The organism is Streptomyces antnestii (genome assembly GCF_004005495.1).
In the GTDB taxonomy this organism is placed as follows: domain Bacteria; phylum Actinomycetota; class Actinomycetes; order Streptomycetales; family Streptomycetaceae; genus Streptomyces; species Streptomyces antnestii.
Genome location: NZ_RZYA01000006.1, coordinates 77,428 through 97,386, shown reverse-complemented (window position 1 = coordinate 97,386; position 19,959 = coordinate 77,428). Strand labels below are relative to the sequence as shown.

14 protein-coding genes are annotated in these 19,959 nt (G+C 71.8%); 10 read left to right on the top strand and 4 right to left on the bottom strand.

Annotation, left to right across the window (positions count from 1 at the left end):
- Positions 1-22: 22 nt before the first annotated feature.
- The 4 genes from EOT10_RS14945 to EOT10_RS14930 all read left to right on the top strand — a co-directional run bounded on the left by EOT10_RS14945 (position 23) and on the right by EOT10_RS14930 (position 4,813).
- Positions 23-727 (top strand): hypothetical protein, encoded by a 705-nt coding sequence (locus tag EOT10_RS14945; protein WP_127828683.1) that lies wholly within the window; start codon positions 23-25, stop codon positions 725-727.
- 107 nt (positions 728-834) lie between these two features.
- Complete coding sequence (locus EOT10_RS14940) at positions 835-1,524, top strand: DUF6445 family protein (protein ID WP_127828682.1); 690 nt, start codon at positions 835-837, stop codon at positions 1,522-1,524.
- A gap of 431 nt (positions 1,525-1,955) precedes the next feature.
- The gene (locus EOT10_RS14935) at positions 1,956-3,308 is read left to right on the top strand and encodes an MFS transporter (RefSeq protein WP_127828681.1); all 1,353 of its coding nucleotides are present in this window, start codon (positions 1,956-1,958) and stop codon (positions 3,306-3,308) included.
- The gene (locus EOT10_RS14930; RefSeq protein ID WP_127828680.1) at positions 3,308-4,813 is read left to right on the top strand and encodes an aromatic amino acid ammonia-lyase; all 1,506 of its coding nucleotides are present in this window, start codon (positions 3,308-3,310) and stop codon (positions 4,811-4,813) included. The genes EOT10_RS14935 and EOT10_RS14930 overlap by 1 nt, the downstream gene beginning before the upstream one ends.
- 30 nt (positions 4,814-4,843) lie before the next feature.
- Here the strand turns inward: EOT10_RS14930 and EOT10_RS14925 are convergent, their stop codons facing one another.
- Positions 4,844-5,860 carry a LacI family DNA-binding transcriptional regulator gene (locus EOT10_RS14925; protein ID WP_127828679.1) on the bottom strand — a complete coding sequence of 339 codons (1,017 nt, stop codon included), beginning with the start codon at positions 5,858-5,860 and terminating at the stop codon, positions 4,844-4,846.
- Between the two features lie 219 nt (positions 5,861-6,079).
- Between EOT10_RS14925 and EOT10_RS14920 the strand changes: the two genes are divergently transcribed.
- From EOT10_RS14920 to EOT10_RS14905, 4 genes are all read left to right on the top strand, one after another.
- Positions 6,080-6,946: a serine hydrolase gene (locus EOT10_RS14920; protein WP_431313290.1), complete on the top strand. Its 867-nt coding sequence runs from the start codon at positions 6,080-6,082 to the stop codon at positions 6,944-6,946.
- A 139-nt stretch (positions 6,947-7,085) separates the two neighbouring features.
- The gene (locus EOT10_RS14915; protein ID WP_127828677.1) at positions 7,086-10,826 is read left to right on the top strand and encodes an ABC transporter ATP-binding protein; all 3,741 of its coding nucleotides are present in this window, start codon (positions 7,086-7,088) and stop codon (positions 10,824-10,826) included.
- A 98-nt stretch (positions 10,827-10,924) separates the two neighbouring features.
- Positions 10,925-11,317 (top strand): hypothetical protein, encoded by a 393-nt coding sequence (locus EOT10_RS14910; RefSeq protein WP_127828920.1) that lies wholly within the window; start codon positions 10,925-10,927, stop codon positions 11,315-11,317.
- A gap of 109 nt (positions 11,318-11,426) precedes the next feature.
- Positions 11,427-12,854 carry a S28 family serine protease gene (locus EOT10_RS14905; RefSeq protein ID WP_127828676.1) on the top strand — a complete coding sequence of 476 codons (1,428 nt, stop codon included), beginning with the start codon at positions 11,427-11,429 and terminating at the stop codon, positions 12,852-12,854.
- An 89-nt stretch (positions 12,855-12,943) separates the two neighbouring features.
- Here EOT10_RS14905 and EOT10_RS14900 read toward each other — a convergent pair whose 3' ends face one another.
- The 3 genes from EOT10_RS14900 to EOT10_RS14890 all read right to left on the bottom strand — a co-directional run bounded on the left by EOT10_RS14900 (position 12,944) and on the right by EOT10_RS14890 (position 17,435).
- On the bottom strand, positions 12,944-14,755 hold the full coding sequence (locus EOT10_RS14900) for a glycoside hydrolase family 3 protein (RefSeq protein WP_127828675.1): 1,812 nt from the start codon (positions 14,753-14,755) through the stop codon (positions 12,944-12,946).
- Between the two features lie 265 nt (positions 14,756-15,020).
- Positions 15,021-15,821 carry a sugar phosphate isomerase/epimerase family protein gene (locus EOT10_RS14895; protein ID WP_127828674.1) on the bottom strand — a complete coding sequence of 267 codons (801 nt, stop codon included), beginning with the start codon at positions 15,819-15,821 and terminating at the stop codon, positions 15,021-15,023.
- 555 nt (positions 15,822-16,376) lie between these two features.
- Entirely contained in the window at positions 16,377-17,435 is a 1,059-nt protein-coding gene (locus tag EOT10_RS14890; protein WP_127828673.1) for a LacI family DNA-binding transcriptional regulator, read from the bottom strand.
- Positions 17,436-17,621: 186 nt separating this feature from the next.
- Between EOT10_RS14890 and EOT10_RS14885 the strand changes: the two genes are divergently transcribed.
- Together EOT10_RS14885 and EOT10_RS14880 are read left to right on the top strand one after the other, a co-directional pair.
- Entirely contained in the window at positions 17,622-18,779 is a 1,158-nt protein-coding gene (locus EOT10_RS14885; RefSeq protein WP_127828672.1) for a Gfo/Idh/MocA family protein, read from the top strand.
- Complete coding sequence (locus tag EOT10_RS14880) at positions 18,776-19,933, top strand: dihydrodipicolinate synthase family protein (protein WP_223280978.1); 1,158 nt, start codon at positions 18,776-18,778, stop codon at positions 19,931-19,933. The genes EOT10_RS14885 and EOT10_RS14880 overlap by 4 nt, the downstream gene beginning before the upstream one ends.
- The last annotated feature ends 26 nt before the right edge of the window (positions 19,934-19,959 follow it).

The window sequence follows — 19,959 nt, the reverse complement described above, 5'->3', positions numbered from 1 at the left end:
ACTCCCTGAGGAGAACAAAGACATGAGACTCAAGCTGTCCAAGCGCAAGCTGTTCATGGCCGGTGCCGCCGGAGTGGTCGCGGCGGTCACGGCGGTGGCGACCGCGGTGGCGACTCCGGAGCGCGCCGGTGCGCACGGAGGGGACGACACCCCTGTCGAGGTCGAGGTGCACGCCCCGGCCCGCGGCGATGTGGCGGGAGCGGAGGGCAAGGGCTGGTTCGTGGACCTGGAGGTCGACTATCCCGGCGGCCAGGACGGTCTGCACAAGGCCGGGTTCAGCGGCCTGCAGCTGACCGGTCCGGCCGGGCACAACAACGTGCCCCCGTTCCCCGGGACGTTCTCGCCGGGCAAGGACGACCGCCTCCCCGGCCTGGTCGTCCTCGGCTCGACGACGGTCAGCAGGCCGGGCACCAAGTTCGCCGGCCCCGGCACGAACCTGGCCAACCTGTTCAACATGACGGGCGTCACCGACCGCACAGCCGACGAGACGGAGCTCTGGGACACCTGGATCGTCGGCGACTCCATCCTCGGCAAGGACGTCGACACCGTCCTGACCGTGGCCGTGGTCGACGACCTCGACCACAACGGCGTGTACGACGACGCCCCCGACACCGTGACGGACGAGAACGGGGACGGCCGCGTGGACGCCGCGGACCTGAAGGCTTTGGGTGTGGCGTCCGAGGTCGAGAAGGTCCCCTTCCACCTGAATGGCAACCCCGCGTCCTGAACCCCACGCGTCGCGCATCGCGGTCAGGAGTGGGTCACGGCAGAGCTTGGGGGAAGATTGACCTGCACATGATCCTTCCCAGCCATGCCGGCTCCTAGGTTCTGGGCATGCCGATGAGCCCACCCCACAAAAACACGGGGCTTCCGATCCTTCCGTACCGCAAGCCCACACGAGGCCGGGACTACTGGGTGCTGGACGACGTCCTGCCGGACCCGGGCGCGGTCCGCGAGCGCTGCCTGGCCACGGACGACTGGACGCAGGGATATCCGCACCGGCCCGAAACCTGGCCGGGCCTGCGCACGAAGCCGGGCCTTGAGCCCGGGGAGCTGGCCCGGGTGGAGAGCCTCGTCAGGAAGGCGACCGGGGCCCGCAGGATCTGGGCGCTGGAGTCGGCCGCGGGCGGAGCCACCGACCACAACTGCGTCCAGGTGGTCGGCGAGGGAGAGTCCGAGCCGCGGCCCCACACCGACTCGCGGGCCGTGTGCCGGTACGCGGCGGTGCTCTACCTCACCCCCACCGCGCCCAAGCGATGCGGCACCGGTTTCTACCGCCAGCTCCTGCCCGGCGGAACGCTGGGCGGCAACACGGTGGCGGCTCCGCACAACAACCTGGTGGACGCGCTGGGGACGCGTTTCGTCCCGCCGGACTCGTTCACCGAAGACGTCACCGTCCCGTACCGCTACAACCGGCTGCTCCTCTACACCGCCAACACCATCCACAGCGCCAGCGGTTACTGCGGAACCACGCTGGAGGACAAGCGGATGACGGCGGTCTTCTTCTGGATGGCGGAGCGCTAGGGCGCCACCGAAGAAACCCGGACACGGTGATCGCCACGATCCAGAAGCTCCCCGTCAAGGTCCGCGGTCTCTGAAGATCGTCAGGGGATCGGCAGGGGATCGGCAGGGGATCGTCAGGGGATCGGCAGGGGATCGTCAGGGGCTTCCTGCCCGATCACGCCCGACCCCGCGCCCGGCCTCAGGTCCCAGGACCCGAGGCCGGGTCTCTTTTTTTGTCTGTCCTGCCCGCGCGTTCCCGTCGCCCCAGGGGGTTGACCACTCGGCGTTTAATCGCTTCACTGAACCGCATCACTGAACCGCATCAGTGATGCGCATCACCAGCGTGCATCGCTCGTGCGCTCCCTGACAGAATCACGCAGCGCGTTGCCACTCCTCCAATGGCTCTCTCCGTGGCATCCGCGTGCCCATCCACCCGTGCCGGGAGGCGCCCCATGACGATCGAAGCGACAGTCCGGAACGGGACGGCAGCCGGCATACCCAAGGAACAACCCAAGGAGCCACTCACCAGGTTCCACCTGAGAGTGACCGCCACGACGTTCGGCGCGAACTTCTCCGACGGCTTCGCGCTCGGCGTCATCGGGGCCGTCCTGCCGGTCCTGTCCACCTCGATGCACCTGAACGGCGTCTGGCAGGGGCTGCTCGGCGCCTCCGCCCTGATCGGGCTCTTCTTCGGCAGCGTCATCCTCGGCCGCGTGGCCGACGCCATCGGACGGCAGAAGCTCTACCTGTACAACTTCGTCCTGATCGCGGTCGCCTCCGCCGCCCAGCTGTGGGCGCACGACCCCTGGACCCTGTTCGTCCTGCGCCTGCTGATCGGCTTCGGGCTCGGCGCCGACTACGCCGTGGGCCCGACCCTCCTCTCCGAGTTCTCGCCCCGGCGCCTGCGCGGTCTGCTGCTCGGGTCCCTCACCGTCCTGTGGACCGTCGGCTACGTGGTGGCCAACATCCTCGGCACCTACATCTCCCTCAGCGACTCCTCCGCCCATCTGCTGCTGGCCGCCGGCGCCCTTCCCGCGGCCCTCGTCCTGGTCCTGCGGATCGGCACCCCCGAGTCGCCGAGCTGGCTGGAGAGCCGGGGCCGGGGCGCCGAAGCGGACGAGATCCGGCGCCGCTACCTCGGGGAGGAGCCGGAACCCCGTGTTGAGGAGGGCCAGACCCCGGCGGCGCGTGTCACCCCGAGCTACAGCGCACTGTTCGCCCCCGGCCAGCGCCGCAACACCTGGTTCGGCGCGGTCTTCTACAGCGCGCAGGTCCTGCCGTACTTCGCGATCTACACCTTCATGTCGACGATCCTCGCGTCCCTCCACGTCTCGGACGCGAACACGCAGAACACCCTCCTCAACCTGTTCCTCCTGCTCGGCGGCGTCGTGGGACTGTGGCCGGTGCAGCGCATGGGCCGCCGGCCCTTCACCATCTGGACCTTCGCGATCCTGGCCGTCTGCCTCGCCGCGATGGCCGCGCTGCACGACACCTCCGGCCTCGTCCTGATGGTGCCGTTCGTCATCTACACGTTCGTGATGTCGGCCGCGTCCAACATCACCCAGGTCTACCCGCCCGAGCTCTTCCCGACCGAGCTGCGCGGTGCCGGTGTCGGCTTCCTCAACGGCGCGAGCCGGGTCGCCTCCGCGGTCGGCACGTTCATCCTGCCGATCAGCCTGGACGCGCTCGGGGTCGGCTGGTCGATGGCCTGGCTGGCCGGCGTACTCCTGCTCGGCACCCTGGCCAGCATCGCGTGGGCGCCGGAGACCAAGGACCTGGTGACGACGGAAGGCTGGCACCACTGATGACCGCTCCCCACCCGGAAGCCGTCTGCTTCGACGGCGCCTCGCTGACCGCGAGCCAGGTGACCGCCCTGGCCCGCACGTCGCGGCCCGTCCACCTGGACCCGCAGGCCAGGGCGCGCGTGACCGCGGCCCGATCGGCCGCGATCCAGGCCACCACCCGGCGCCCGGTCTACGGCCATTCCACCGGCGTCGGCGCCAACCGGACCACCACGCTCGACGAGGACGCCACCCGCGACTTCGGCCTGCGCCTGCTGCGCAGTCACGCCGGCGGCATCGGCCCCCTCGTCCCGGTCGAGCAGAGCCGGGCCATGCTCGCGGTGCGCCTCAACCAGCTCCTGGGTGCGGGATCCGCCATCGACGGAGCCGTGGTCGACGCGCTCGCACAGGCCCTCACCACCGGCCACGTTCCCGAGATCCACGCACTCGGCTCGATCGGCACCGCCGACCTGACCGCGCTGGCCGAACTCGGCCTCACCCTCGCCGGTGAGCAGCCCTGGCACCCCGGCACGGGCCTCGGGTCCCCGCCCGGCCCGCTCACCCTGAGCTCCTGGGACGCGTTGCCGCTGCTGTCCAGCAGTGCGCTGACCATCGGCCAGGCCGCTCTCGCGGCTACCGATCTCCGTACCCTCCTTGACCGCGTTCCGCTGGTCGCGGCCCTGTCGCTCACCGCCGTGCACGGCTCCCTGGAGCCGTATGCCGCAGCCGTCCACGCGCGCCGGCCCCACCCGGGCGCGCAGCAGGTCGCCGCGCGCATGACCCGGCTCCTGGACGCCGCCGACTGGAGTCCGTCGCTGGTCCAGGACCCGTTCGGATTCCGCTGCCTGCCCCAGGTCCACGGCGGCGCGGTGGACGCCTGGAACGCGCTCGACCGCGTCCTCGCGGTGGAGCTCAACGCGAGCGCCGAGAACCCGCTCCTCGACGGCGACGAGTACTACCACCACGGTGGGTTCCACCAGGCCCCCCTGGCCCTCGCCCTGGACCAGATGCGGCTTGCCCTCCTGGGCACCGCGCAGCTCACCACCGCCCGGCAGGGCGCGCTCAACGAACCGGCGTTCACCGGCCTGCCGCCCTTCCTGGCGGAGGCGGAGAACGGGAGCAGCGGCCTGATGGCCATCGAGTTCGCCGCGCACAGCGCCCTCGCCGAACTCCGGGGCGGCGCACAGCCGGTGACGCTCGGTCACTCCGTGATATCGCGGGGGGTCGAGGAACACGCCAGCTTCGCCGCCACCGCCGCGCGCCGTCTGACCGAAGCGGTGGACCACTTCGGCCTCGTCCTGGCCTGCGAGCTCGTCGCGGCCGTGCGCGCCCTGCGTATGCTGGAGCGCACCCCGTCCGGCGACGGTGAGCTGTCCCTCTTCCACCACGCGGCCGCGGCCGTTCTCGACCCCGATCTCGCCGACCACAAACTGACCGCGGACGTCCACGCGGCGGCGGCACTGCTCCGCTCGGCGGATCTGGACCTGTCCATGGCCGCTCCGGCCGTGGTGCCGGTCCAGCCACGGTAAAGCGGTAGAACGGGCCAGGCTCGGTTCAGGTCACCCGGCCGAGTCGCGCGGCCTCGCGATCGAGCCGCGCAACTGCACGGTCGGCGGCAGCACTTTGCGCCGGCTGTGCCTGCCGTCCTCGATGGCCTTCACGGTGCGTTCGACGATGAGGTCGAGCAGTTCCTCCACGGGCCAGCGGTAGCTGGACAGCGGCGGGGTCAGCAACCGGGAGAGGGGCTGGTCGTCGTAGCCGAGGACGGACACGTCGTCGGGGATGGTCAGACCGAGTTCCTGCGTGGCGGCGTACACGCCGTAGGCCATCGAATCGCCGAGGCACAGGAAGGCGGTCGGGCGGTCCTGCCCCGTAAGTACCGTGCGTGCCACGGCGGTTGCGCCGTCCAGGTCGTACGGCGAGGTGTGCAGCGTCACCGCGAGGCCCAGCTCGGCCGCCACCCGGTGGACCACGCCTTCGGCCGGCCGGTCCGGGGTGCCCGGCAGGTTCGGCGTGACCACCGCGATGGTGTGGTGGCCCGCCGAGGCGAGCCGGCCCAGCGCATCAGTGACGCCGAGGTCGTTGTCGAACACCACCTCGGCCGCCGTGGCCGCTCCGGGGAGGCCGTCGCCGATGGAGATCAGCACCGTCTGCCGGCCGATCTCCTGCCAGTGCGCGGCGCTGGGGTCGACGGGCAGCACGATCAGCGCGTCCACCCGCTGGGCCGCCAGATGTGCGGCCACCTGGGCCTCCAGCTGCGGATCGTTCGAGGCGTCGACGATCAGGGCGTGCCGGCCGGTGGCCAGCAGCCGGCGGCCGAGCGCGGCCGCGAGGCCCTGCTGCCACACGTCGGACAGCGACTGGCACAGCACCCCGACGGTGTCCGTGCGGCCGGAGGCCAGCGCTCTGGCTATCGGGTCGACCCGGTAGCCGAGCCGGTCCGCCGCCTCGCGCACCCGCTGCTGGGTCTCCTCCGGCACCTGCAGGCCGCGCAGGGCATAGGACACCGCGGCGGGGGAGAGGCCGGTGTCCTTCGCGATATCTCGCAGGGTGACGCGTCGTTGACGATTGGGCACGCGCACAGCTTATGAGTTCGCGGGCCGGCCCCGCGCACCCCGGAACTGACGACGGGTCTCCCGCACGCGTACAACCATCCACCCCCGTCCAGGAGTCATGTGAGGCGAGTGCGCCGCCGCAGGCGTGTTCGTTCCGTTCCAGGGGGGACCACCCACATGACTCATCACCACATATCCCCGCGCGCCCGTGTGCTTCCGGCGGCCCTCGTCGCCGCCGGGATGCTTGTGCCGGTCGTCGCGGGGGCCGCGCCCGCCTCCGCCGCCACCACCCCGCAGGTCACCTGCACCTCCGACCAGGCCGGGCTCGCCGCCAAGCTCCAGAAGGACATCACCGCCGCCCTCGCCACCCGCTCGGGCACCGTCGCCGTCGGGCTGCGCGACCGCACCACGAACACCACGTGCAGCCTGCGCGCCACGTCCTCGTACGACTCGGCGAGCGTCGTGAAGGTGACCGTTCTCGCCACCCTGCTGTGGGACGCCAAGAAGACGAACCGGTATCTGACCTCGCGCGAGGCGAGTCTCGCCACCGCCATGATCACCAAGTCGGACAACGCGGCCACCACGACCCTGTGGAAGCAGCTCGGGGTCACGAAGATCAAGGGCTTCCTCGCCGCCGCCGGCATGACCCGCACCGTGCCGGGGTCCGGGGGTTACTGGGGGCTCACCCAGATCAACGTCACCGACGAGCAGCGGCTGCTCTCGCTGATCACCGCGAAGAACACCGTCCTCAGTGACAACTCCCGCGCCTACATCCTCAAGCTCATGGGCAACGTCATCTCCTCCCAGCGCTGGGGCACCCCGGCCGGCGCGCCCTCGACCGTGTCCGTGCACGTCAAGAACGGCTGGCTGCAGCGCGCCACGCACGGCTGGCGCGTCCACAGCATCGGCGCGTTCCAGGGCGGCGGCCACGACTACACGATCTCGGTCCTCACGCACGGGAACAGCACGATGAGCTACGGCGTGAACACGATCCAGGCCGTGGCCAAGGTGATCCACCGGGATCTCGTCCCGGCCGCGCCCGCCGCTTCCCGCTACACGCCGACCACCACGCCCAAGGAGGCCTACGTGGCCGTGCCCCAGGGCTGACACGGCAGGGACCGGGACCTGAGGACCAGGCCGGCTCGGACCTTCGTCCCGGTTCCGGCCCCGAATTGTTGCGGCGGGATGAAATCCGCCGCTCTCCGCGTTGGGCCTCTCGGCAGGTCAGGTCGACGGGAGGCATGTGGTGGCGGAGCAACGGGGATGGGGCCGGCGACTCGCCGGGTACGCGTGGCGGTACCCGAAGGACGTCGTGCTCGCGCTCGGCGCGTCCCTCGGCGGCATGGCCGTCATGGCGCTCGTCCCTCTGATCACCAAGGTGATCATCGATGACGTGGTGGGGGACCACACCCGCTCCATGTGGCCCTGGGCGGGAGCCCTGATCGGCGCCGCCCTCGTCGTCTACGCCTTCACCTACATCCGCCGCTACTACGGCGGCCGTCTCGCCCTCGACGTCCAGCACGACCTGCGCAACGAGATGTTCGGGACGATCACCCGGCTCGACGGCCGGCGCCAGGACGAGCTGTCCACGGGCCAGGTCGTCGGCCGGGCGACCAGCGACCTCCAGCTCATCCAGGGCCTGCTCTTCATGCTGCCGATGACCATCGGCAACGTGCTGCTCTTCCTGATCTCCCTCGTGATCATGGCGTGGCTGTCCCTGCCGCTCACCCTCGTCGCGCTCGCCGTCGCCCCCGCCCTCTGGTTCATCGCCAAGCGCAGCCGCTCCCGCCTGCACCCCGCCACCTGGTACGCGCAGGCCCAGGCCGCCGCCGTCGCCGGGGTCGTCGACGGCTCCGTCTCCGGCGTCCGCGTCGTGAAGGGCTTCGGGCAGGAGGACCAGGAGACCGGGAAGCTCAGGGACGTCGGGCGCAGGCTGTTCGCCGGGCGGCTTCGCACCATCCGGCTCAACGCCAAGTTCACGCCCGCCCTCCAGGCCGTGCCCGCGCTCGGCCAGGTCGCGATGCTCGCGCTCGGCGGCTGGCTCGCGGTGCGCGGACAGATCACGCTCGGCACGTTCGTCGCGTTCTCCAGTTACCTCGCCCAGCTCGTGGGCCCCGTCCGCATGCTCGCCATGGTCCTCACCGTCGGCCAGCAGGCCCGCGCGGGCGTCGAGCGCGTCCTGGAACTCATCGACACCGAGCCGTCCATCGAGGACGGCACGAAGGAACTCCCCGCCGACGCCCCCGCGACCGTCGAGTTCGACGACGTCTCCTTCGAGTACGCGGGCTCCGAGCGGGCCGTCCTCGACGGGCTGTCCTTCGAGATCCGCGCCGGCGAGACCCTCGCCGTCGTCGGCTCCTCCGGCTCCGGCAAGTCCACCGTCTCCCTCCTGCTGCCGCGCTTCTACGACGTGACGCGCGGCGCCGTCCTCGTCGGCGGCCACGACGTGCGCGAGCTGACCCTCGACTCGCTGCGCTCCGCCATCGGCCTCGTGCCCGAGGACTCCTTCCTCTTCTCCGACACCATCCGCGCGAACATCGCGTACGGCGTCCCCGGCGCGAGCGACGAGCAGATCGAGACGGCGGCCCGCGCCGCCCAGGCCGACCGCTTCATCGCCGAGCTGCCCGACGGCTACGACACGACCGTCGGCGAGCACGGCCTCACGCTCTCCGGCGGCCAGCGCCAGCGCATCGCGCTCGCCCGCGCCATCCTCACCGACCCCCGCCTCCTCGTCCTCGACGACGCCACGTCCGCCGTCGACGTGCGCGTGGAGCACGAGATCCACGGGGCCCTCAAGCAGGTGATGGCGGGCCGCACCACGCTGCTCATCGCCCACCGCCGCTCCACCCTCGGCCTCGCCGACCGCATCGCCGTCCTGGACGGCGGGCGCCTCGCCGCGATCGGCACGCACGAGGAGCTGGAGGCGGGCTCGCCGCTCTACCGGCGCCTGCTCACCGACCCCGACGAGCTCGGCGGCGTCTCGCCCGGCCATGTCCCGCCCGCGCTGCCCGACGAGGACACCTCCGTACGGGACGAGCTGGACGCCGAGTTCGACGCCGAGCGCGGCATCACGCCGATCCTGTGGACGGGGGACCGGGAGGCGAAGAACGCCGAAGACCCAGCGCTCGCCGGGATGCCCGCGACGCCCGAACTGCTCGCGCAGGTCGACGCGCTGCCCGCCGCGACCGACACCCCGGACGTCGACGAGGCGCGCGCGGTGACACCCGAGGAGTCGTACGGGCTCCGCCGGCTGCTGCGCGGCTTCGGCCTGCCCCTGCTGATCAGCCTCGTCCTCGTCGCCCTCGACGCGGGCATGGGCCTGCTCCTTCCGGTGCTGATCCGGCACGGCATCGACAAGGGCGTCACGCAGCTCGCGCTCGGCGCCGTGTGGGCGGCCTCCGGGCTCGCGCTCGCCGCCGTCCTCGTGCAGTGGTGCGCGCAGATCGGTGAGACCCGGATGACGGGACGCACCGGCGAGCGCGTCCTGTACTCGCTGCGCCTGAAGATCTTCGCCCAGCTCCAGCGGCTCGGACTCGACTACTACGAGCGGGAGTTGACCGGGCGCATCATGACCCGGATGACGACCGACGTGGACGCCCTGTCGACGTTCCTCCAGACGGGCCTCGTCACCGCCTTCGTCTCCGTCGTCACCTTCCTCGGCATCATGGGCGTCCTCCTCGCGCTCGACGTCCAGCTCGCCCTGGTCGTCTTTGCCACGCTGCCGCCGCTGATCATCGGCACGTTCTTCTTCCGCCGCGCCAGCGTGAAGGCGTACGAACTCGCCCGCGAGCGCGTCTCCGTGGTCAACGCCGACCTCCAGGAGTCCGTGGCCGGGCTGCGGATCGTGCAGGCGTTCCGGCGCGAGCGCTCGGGCGCCGAGCGGTTCGCCGAGCGCAGCGGCGCCTACCGCAGCGCCCGTATCCGCGGCCAGTGGCTGATCTCCGTGTACTTCCCGTTCGTGCAGCTCCTGTCGTCGGTCGCCGCGGCCGCCGTCCTGATGGTGGGCGCGGGCCGGGTCGAGGCGGGCACCCTCACGACCGGTGCGCTCGTCGCCTACCTCCTCTACATCGACCTGTTCTTCGCGCCCGTGCAGCAGCTCTCGCAGGTCTTCGACGGCTACCAGCAGGCCACGGTCTCCCTCGGCCGGATCCAGGAACTCCTCCAGGAGCCGACGTCCACGAAGGCCGCCGACGAACCCCTCGAAGTCCTGTCGCTGCGCGGCGAGATCGCCTTCGAGGACGTGGACTTCGCGTACGGCGCCTCGGACGGCGCCGAGGCCGCGCTCAGCGACGTGGCGCTGCACATCCCCGCCGGGCAGACCGTCGCCTTCGTCGGCGAGACCGGCGCCGGCAAGTCGACGCTCGTCAAGCTCGTCGCCCGCTTCTACGACCCGACGGCGGGCCGCGTCACCGTCGACGGCACCGACCTGCGCGCCCTCGACCTGACGAGCTACCGCCACCGCCTCGGCGTCGTCCCGCAGGAGGCGTACCTCTTCCAGGGCACCGTGCGCGACGCCATCGCCTACGGGCGTCCCGACGCCACCGACGCGCAGGTGGAGGCGGCGGCCCGCGCTGTCGGCGCGCACGAGATGATCGCGACCCTGGAGGGCGGCTACCTCCACGAGGTCGCCGAGCGCGGCCGCAACCTGTCCGCCGGGCAGCGGCAGTTGATCGCGCTGGCCCGCGCCGAACTCGTCGACCCCGACATCCTGCTGCTCGACGAGGCCACCGCCGCGCTCGACCTCGCCACCGAGGCCCAGGTCAACCAGGCCACCGACCGCATCGCGGGCAGGCGCACCACCCTCGTCGTCGCGCACCGCCTCACCACCGCGGCCCGCGCCGACCGGGTCGTCGTGATGGCCGACGGGCGGGTCGCCGAGGACGGCACGCACGACGAACTCCTCCTGCTCGGCGGCCGGTACGCCGAGCTGTGGCGGACCTTCGCGGGCGAGCCCGAGCCCGAGGCGGAGATCAGCTCCTCGCGCTGACGCGAGCAGTTATTGCGCAACCACCGGCCCTGCGTGTCGCGTCCGTACACCAGTACGCTGTGCCAGATGTGACGGGAGGGGCGACGGTGGGTGGAGGCATGGGCGCGGGCGGCATACGCAGACGGCTGACGGCCACGGCGGCCGTACTGACCTCCTCGGCGCTGCTCGCCCTCGCGGGTCCGGCCGTCGGCACCGCGCAGGCCGCCGCGCTCTGCCCGGGCCACAAGGTCCGTACCCTGCCCTTCTCCACGGGCAGGACGGTCGTCTACCGCAGCGGCGGCTACCTCTGCGCGGTCACCCTCCCCGAGCGCGCCGGCGTCCGGCAGAAGATGGCGGTCAGCGTGCAAGCGCGCGGCAGCCGGCCGGTCCGGGACACCGGGAACTACACGCACCACGCGGGCCCGGTGACCGTGCACGCCGGACATCGCTGCGTGTGGGTGCGGGGCACGGTCGGCCGGGCGTCGGTGAGCTCCGGCTGGATCCTCTGCTGACCACATGTCCCACTCGCCCTACGCGCCCACCGAACATCAAGAACCCCTGACAGAACAGATGTTCCTCGGCTAGGTTCCGTGCGCATCTGTGTTCTAAAGGGGAGTACGCATGCGCAATGCGCTCAGATGGCTGCTCGCGCTCGTGGTGCTGATAGGCACCGCGACGACGGCCACAGCGGCCACCGCCGCTCAGGCCCGGCCGGCAGCCGCCGACACCGAAACCGACATCAAGGACCGGCTCCTCGCCGTACCCGGCATGAGCCTGGTGGAGGAGAAGCCGTACACCGGCTACCGCTACTTTGTCCTCAACTACACGCAGCCGGTGGACCACCGGCACCCGTCCGAGGGCACCTTCCAGCAGCGCATCACCGTGCTGCACAAGGACGTCAGCCGCCCCACGGTCATGTTCACCAGCGGGTACAACGTCTCCACGAACCCCGGCCGCAGCGAGCCGACCCGCATCGTCGACGGCAATCAAGTCTCCGTGGAATACCGCTACTTCACGCCGTCCCGACCCGCCCCGGCCGACTGGTCCAAGCTCGACATCTGGCAGGCGGCCAGTGACCAGCACGCCATCTACCAGGCCCTCAAGCCCATTTACGGCAAGAACTGGCTGACCACCGGCGGCTCCAAGGGCGGCATGACCGCCACGTACTACGAGCGCTTCTACCCGCGCGACATGGACGGCGTCGTCGCGTACGTCGCGCCCAACGACGTGGTGAACAACGAGGACTCGGCGTACGACGACTTCTTCAAGACCGTCGGGCCGAAGGAGTGCCGCGAGGCGCTGCAGAACGTGCAGCGCGAGACGCTGGTGCGCCGCGACGCCCTTGAGGCGAAGTACGCGGACTACCTGAAGGCCAACAACTACACGGTGGACACGGTCGGTTCGCTGGACAAGGCCTACGAGGCCACGGTCCTCGATCTGGTGTGGGGCTTCTGGCAGTACCAGCCGTCCCAGACGGCGTGCGCCCAGGTGCCGGACGCCGCGACGGTCTCCGACCAGGCCCTCTTCGACTACGTCGACGAGGTCGGCGGCTGGTCCTCGTACGCCGACCAGGCCCTGGAGCGGTACACGCCGTACTACTACCAGGCGGGTACGCAGCTCGGCTCGCCGGACATCAAGCAGCCCTGGCTGGGCGACCTGTCGCGCTACGGCTACCAGCCGCCGCGCAACTTCGTGCCGCGCTCCATCCCGATGACGTTCCAGCCGTCGGCGATGCGCGACGTGGACACCTGGGTCCGCCACCACGCGACGCGGATGCTGTACGTCTACGGCTCCAACGACCCGTGGGGCGCCGAGCGCTTCCGCCCCGGCCAGGGTTCGGTGGACTCCTACGTGCTGACCGCCCCCGGCGCCAACCACGGGGCGAACGTCGCCGGACTCAAGGCCGACGACAAGGCGTTCGCCACGGAGCGGATCCTGAAGTGGGCCGGTGTCTCCGCGCCCGCCGTCCAGGCCGCCAAGCCGCTCGCGCCGTACGACGCGAAGCTCGACAAGCGGGACGTGAAGCGGGACCTGTCGCTCCGCCCGTAACCGCTGCCTGACCGCACCCCCGGCGTGTGTCGCCGGGGGTGCGCGCGTTTTCCGGTACGAAAGCCCGTGCCCAGTACGAGAGTCCGCGTCTAGTACGAGAGCCCGTAGCCGATCGGGTACAGCTCCTGCGACGGGTCGTCGGCGCGCTGCACCGGCACGGGCAGCTTGCCCACCGGCCTCGCCCGGCCCGCGATCACCCGTACCGCGGCCCGCAGTTCGACGTCCGTCCACGAGTACGCGGCGAGCGACGCGCCCACGCCGGGCACCTGCGCGATGTCGTACGGGTTGCGGATCGCGACCGCGACGACGGGGACGCCGGTGGCGACGAGCGCCTTCACGAGCTTCTGCTGCGCGCTGCCCGCCCCGACGTTGTACGTGCCGACGAGGACCGCGTCCTTGCCCTGGGCGGCGGCGACCGCCTGGTCGACCTTCGCCTGCGTGGGCGCGGTGCCGGTCGGCAACACCGTGACGGAGAAGCCCAGTTCGGTCAGGGCCTGGCCGAGCGTCGTCGTCGGCGGACCCGTGGTGCCGGACGGCGAGGCCGGGTCGGCGCCGGCGACGAGGATGCTGCGGTGGGTGAGGCGCGACAGAGGGAGCAGCCCGTCCCTGTTGAGCAGCAGCGTCGTGGTGGCCTCGGCGATCCGGTCGGCGGCCGCGAGGTGGGCCGGGGTGCCGACGGTCTTGTCGACACCGCCCTGGGTGACGTACGGGTCGTCGAAGAGGCCCAGCTTCGCCTTGAGGCGGAGCACGCGGAGTATCGATTCGTCGAGGCGTGCCTCCGTCAGCTCACCGCTCTTCACGGCGTTCAGGACGGCGTTCCAGGACACCTCCAGGGAGGGCGGGTTGAGCAGCTGGTCCACGCCCGCCTTCAGTGCGAGCACAGGGACGCGGTCGTCGCCGTACTTGTCGCGCACGCCCTGCATGCCGAGGGAGTCGGTGACGATGACGCCCTCGAAGCCGAGTTCCTGGCGCAGGATGCCCGTCATGATCGGGTGCGAGAGTGTCGCCGGGTCGCCCGAGGCGTCGAGGTCGGGGACCATGATGTGCGCGGTCATGATCGAGTCGATACCGGCGGCGATCGCGGCCTTGAACGGCGGGGCGTCGATCTCCTGCCACTGCTCGCGCGTGTGCGTGATGACGGGGAACCCGAAGTGGCTGTCGGTCGCGGTGTCGCCGTGGCCGGGGAAGTGCTTGGCCGTGGAGGCGATGTCGGAGCTCTGGTAGCCCTTGACCTCGGCGGCGACCAGGCCCGCGACGGCCTCGGGGTCGGCGCCGAACGAGCGGACGCCGATGACCGGGTTGGCCGGGTTGATGTTCACGTCGGAGTCGGGCGCGTAGTTCTGCCGGATGCCGAGGGCGCGCAGTTCGGCGCCGGCGATCCGGCCCAGGGTGCGGGCGTCGGAGCGGGAACCGCCCGCGCCGATCGCCATGGCGCCGGGGAACAGCGTCGCGGGCTCGCCGACGCGGCAGACGATGCCGTGCTCCTGGTCGGTGGAGATGAGCAGCGGGATGTGGCTGGGCTGGGCGAGGCCCGCGCGCTGGATGCCGTTCGAGAGGTCCGCGATCTGGTGCGGCTCGCGGGTGTTGTGCGCCCAGGCGAAGTAGATGATTCCGCCGAGCTTGTACTTGCCGATCAGCTCGGCCGCGGTGCGGACGCCGATCTCCTTGAGGTTGGCGTCGATGTCGGCCTGGTCGGGATCGGTGGCGGAGTGTCCGTAGACCCGCATCACGAAGAGCTGGCCGACCTTCTCCTCGAGGGTCATCCCGGCGATGATCCGCTTGAGTCGGTCGTCCTTGTCCGTGCGTGACGCGTCGTCGGCCCGGGCCGGGACGCCGGTCAGGGTGACGGCGGCGGTGCCCGCGGTGGCGGCGGCGAGCAGGGTGCGTCTGGAAAGGCTCATGTGGCTCGTGGCTCCTTGGATTCCCGCAGCGACCTGGGGAGCGCCCGCCGAGTTCCCGGACACGCCCCACGGCGTGGATGCCCTGAAAGAAACTTCCGAGGGTCACGAATATCCGGAAAGTTTCTGCCAGTCAAGGGTGTGCGCGGCCATGGAGACAGCTGCCCGGCGGGAGGCGGGCAGCGGGAAGTCCCGGCCCTTCAGGGCCGGGAGGACGTCAGATCCCCGGATCCCTGGTCACGAGATCCCCAGATACCCAGATCCCCGGTCACGCCGACTCGTTGAGCAGCCGGGCGAGATGCTCCCGCCCGGCGCCCAGGATCCCGGGCAGCGGCGCGGCCTGCGGGTACCAGCGCTTCTCGTACTCCCAGCACAGCCACCCGTCCCAGCCCTCGCGGCACAGCACGTCCACGACCTCGGTCAGCGGCAGCACCCCCGCGCCGAGCGCGAGCGGCGTCGTGTCGTCGGTGCCGGCGATGTCCTTCACCTGCACATAGCCCAGGTGCGGGGACAGCGCCGCGTACGACTGCACGGGCTGTTCGCCGCCGAGCCAGGTGTGCATGACGTCCCACAGCGCGCCCGCCTGCCGGTGCCCGACCGCTCCGAGCACCCGCGCCGCGTCGGCTCCCGTGCGGTGCGAGTCGTGGGTCTCCAGGAGTACGCGGACGCCCAGGCCGGCGGCGTACTCGGCGGCGGTGGCGAGGCGCCGGGCGGCCGTGGCGTCGGCCTCGTCGCGGCTCTGCTCCACGGCGCCGCCGGGGAAGACGCGTACGTAGGGGGCGCCGAGGTCGTGGGCGAGTTCGAGGAGTGACCTGATCTCCGCGGCGACGGGCTCGTCCTCGCCCGGGGCGGCCACGCGCGCGTACCCGGCGAGGCCGAGGACCTCGACCCCGGCGTCCTTGAACACGGCGGCGGCGCCTGCCCGTTCGGCGGGCCCGAGGCCCGGGTGGACGGGTTCCTCGGGGTGCGCCCGCAGCTCGACACCGTGATACCCGTGATCGCCGGCGAGCCGGACGACGTCGGCAAGGGGAAGCCCGGGAACGCCGAGCGTGGAGAAGGCCAGTTTCATGGCGGGGACCCTATCCGGCCTCCGCCCCCGGTCAAGGGCGCGCGGGGCGCGGGTGGGGCAGCCGGGTGACGCGGTCCGCGCGAGCCACGTCGGCCGGGTCAGCCTGGGTGACGCGGTCCGTGCGAGCGTCGTCGGCCGGGTCAGCCTGGGGGACGCGGTCCGTGCGAGCGTCGTCGGCCGGGTCAGCCTGGGTGACGCGGTTCGTGCGAGCGTCGTCGGCCGGGTCAGCCTGGGTGACGCGGTTCGTGCGAGCGTCGTCGGCCGGCGCGTGACTCTGCCGGCCCGGATCGCGTGGCTCTGCCGGCCCGGATACGGGGGCGGGAACCGGCCGGGTTCGGCTCCCTCATCCGCGCGCGGCGGCGGCGCTCCGGCCGAGTTGGGGCGACCAGGCCGTGAGGGGGTCGCCCCGGCCGGGTTCAGCCCCCTCACCCGCACGCAGGGGCGGCGCTCCGGCGACCGGGCCGTGAGGGGGCCGCCCGGTGACGGGCCACCGCGTGAGCCGAGCCGGGCGACGCCTTCGCGTCGGCGCGTGGCACCCGGAACCTGCCGTCCCGCCTATCCGTCCGCCCCAGGGCGCGGCACGCCCGTGGATCCTCGCACCATCAACTCCCCCTGGACCACGGCCATCCCCCCGGCGGGAGCCGCCTCACGCCCCATCGCGATCCGCCCCGCCCGGGCCCCCGCCTCCGTGAGCGGCAGCCGTACCGTCGTCAGGGCCGGGACCGCGTCCACGCTGAACGGGAGGTCGTCGAAGCCGGCCACCGACACGTCCCCCGGAATGCTCAGGCCCGCCTCCCGCAGCGCGGCGCACGCGCCGAGTGCCACCGTGTCGTTCGCGCCGACGACAGCCGTCAACGTCGGTTCACGGCGCAGGAGTTCGACCGTAGCCTCGTACCCGGAGCGCCGGTCGTACGGGCCGTGCACCGTCCATGCGGCGTCGTCCGGCACGCCCCGCGCCGCGAGCGCCGCGCGGTGGCCTTCGAGGCGGTGCCGCGTCGTCGTGCGCTCCTCGGGGCCCGCGATGTAGCCGATCCTGCGGTGGCCGAGGTCGAGCAGATGGTCGGTGAGGGCCCGGCCGCCGCCGCGGTTGTCGAAGGCGAGCGCGACCGCGTCCGCGTCGGGCACGGGCGGCCGGCCGCACAGGACGACCCGGGTCCCCGCCTCCGCGAGGCGCCGCAGCTTCGCGGCGATCGCCGCCGCGTGCGCGGTGTCCTCGATGGCGCCGCCGGTGAGGACGACGGCCGCGGCCCGCTGGCGCTGCAGGAGCGTCAGATACGTGAGTTCGCGCTCGGGCGACCCGCCGGTGTTGCACACGACCGCGAGCCGTTCGCCGCCCGCTCGCCCGCCGGGCCCCACTATCTCGGACTGCACGGCCGCGGCCATGATCCCGAAGAACGGGTCGGCGATGTCGTTCACGAGGATGCCGACCAGGTCGGACGTGGCGGCGGCGAGCGCGCTCGCGGGCCCGTTCAGCACGTAGTCGAGGTCGTCCACCGCACGCAGCACCCGCTCGCGCGTCGCCGCGGCCACGGGGTAGTTGCCGTTCAGCACGCGGGACACCGTGGCGGGGGAGACCTGGGCGCGCGCCGCCACGTCGGCCAGGGTCACGGTCATCGCATCATCCTCCGGTCGGCCGTCGCGGGCGGCCGTCGGACGTACGGCCTTGCCATCCCGTTTCATCAGCCCCCGGTCTTGTCCGACCGGCCGTACAGAGGCTAGCTTCTTCCCGGGTAGAAAGCGCTTGCTACGTCGAGCGTGTTCTTCATCGGCGGCTGTACGAAGGTGTACGAAGGGACTCACGTGACACGTAAGACGGTGCGCATCGCCATGAACGGGGTGACGGGGCGCATGGGCTACCGCCAGCACCTCGTCCGCTCCCTCCTCGCCCTGCGCGAACAGGGCGGCCTCGACCTCGGTGACGGCACGGTGCTGTGGCCGGAGCCCGTGCTCGTCGGCCGCCGCGAGCACGCCCTGCGCGCCCTCGCCGACCAGCACGGCCTCGACCCCGCGAACGTCTCCACCGACCTCGACGCCGTCCTCGCCGACGACAGCATCGACATCTACTTCGACGCGCAGGTCACCTCCGCCCGCGAGGACGCGCTCAAGAAGGCCATCGCCGCCGGGAAGCACCTCTACACGGAGAAGCCCTCCGCGACGGACCTGGCGGGCGCGCTCGAACTGGCCCGCCTGGCGAAGGCGAAGGGCGTCAAGCACGGCGTCGTCCAGGACAAGCTGTTCCTGCCGGGCCTGCTGAAGCTGAAGCGCCTCATCGACGGCGGCTTCTTCGGCCGGATCCTGTCCGTGCGCGGCGAGTTCGGCTACTGGGTCTTCGAGGGCGACTGGCAGGAGGCGCAGCGCCCGAGCTGGAACTACCGCTCCGAGGACGGCGGCGGCATCGTCGTCGACATGTTCCCGCACTGGGAGTACGTGCTCCACGAGCTGTTCGGCCGGGTCACCAGCGTCCAGGCGCTCGCCTCCACGCACATCCCGCAGCGCTGGGACGAGAACGGCAAGCCCTACGACGCTACCGCCGACGACTCGGCGTACGGGATCTTCGAACTGGAGTCGGGTGCCGTCGCGCAGATCAACTCCTCCTGGTCGGTACGGGTCAACCGGGACGAGCTCGTCGAGTTCCAGGTGGACGGCACGGAGGGCTCCGCCGTCGCCGGGCTGCGCAACTGCCGTGTCCAGCACCGCAGTTCGACCCCGAAGCCGGTCTGGAACCCGGACATCCCCGCCACGTACTCCTTCCGCGACCAGTGGCAGGAGGTCCCCGACAACCAGGAGTTCGACAACGGCTTCAAGGCGCAGTGGGAACTGTTCCTCAAGCACGTGTACGCCGACGCGCCCTACCGCTGGGACCTGCTCGCCGGCGCCCGCGGCGTCCAGCTCGCCGAGCTGGGCCTGAAGTCGTCGGCGGAGGGCCGCCGCCTGGATGTCCCGGAGATCACCCTGTGACGGCGATCCGACTCCCGGGCGCCGACGGCACGTTGCGCACCTACGCCCCGCGCGCCGAGCCCGCGTCCTTCACCACCGGCGCCTCCCTCGCCTCCCGTACCGTCTTCTCCGCCGCGCACGTCGTCGCCGACCCGTTTGTCGACATCAGCCCCGACTCGCCCGCGGCCGTCGACTGGGACGCGACGCTCGCGTTCCGCCGCCATCTGTGGGCGCACGGACTCGGCGTCGCCGAGGCCATGGACACCGCGCAGCGCGGCATGGGCCTGGACTGGGCGGGCGCGGCCGAACTGATCCGGCGCTCGGCGGCCGAGGCGAAGTCCGCCGGCGGCGCCATCGCGTGCGGGGTGGGCACCGACCAGCTGACCGGGCCCGCCACGCTCGCCGAGGTCCGCGGGGCCTACGAGGAACAGCTCGCGCTCGTGGAGGGGACGGGCGCGCAGGCGATCCTCATGGCCTCGCGGGCCCTCGCGGCCGCGGCGGCGGGACCCGAGGACTATCTCGACGTGTACGGGCACCTGCTGCGCCAGGCCGCCGAGCCCGTCATCCTGCACTGGCTCGGCCCGATGTTCGACCCGGCCCTGGACGGCTACTGGGGTTCGCCCGACCTCGACGCCGCCACCGGCACGTTCCTCGATGTGATCGCCGCGCACCCGGACAAGGTCGACGGAATCAAGGTCTCGCTCCTGGACGCCCGGCGCGAGGTCGAACTGCGCCGCCGCCTCCCGCAGGGCGTGCGCTGCTACACGGGCGACGACTTCAACTACCCCGAGTTGATCGCCGGCGACGAGCAGGGCTTCAGCCACGCGCTACTCGGCATCTTCGACCCGCTGGGCCCGCTCGCGGCGGACGCGGTGCGCGCCCTCGACACCGGCGACCGCACGAAATTCCGCGAACTCCTCGACCCGACCGTCGAGTTGTCCCGCCATCTCTTCCAGCGGCCCACCCGGTTCTACAAGACAGGCGTTGTCTTCCTGGCCTGGCTCGCGGGCCACCAGTCCCACTTCACGATGGTCGGCGGCCTCCAGTCGGCCCGCTCGCTCCCCCACCTCGCGCGAGCCTACGAACTCGCCGACGGCCTCGGCCTGTTCCCGGATCCCGCCCTCGCCGCGACCCGCGTGAAAACCCTGCTCAGCGTGTACGGAGTCGACCAGTGAGCCACAGCGACAGCGGCAGCCTCGAC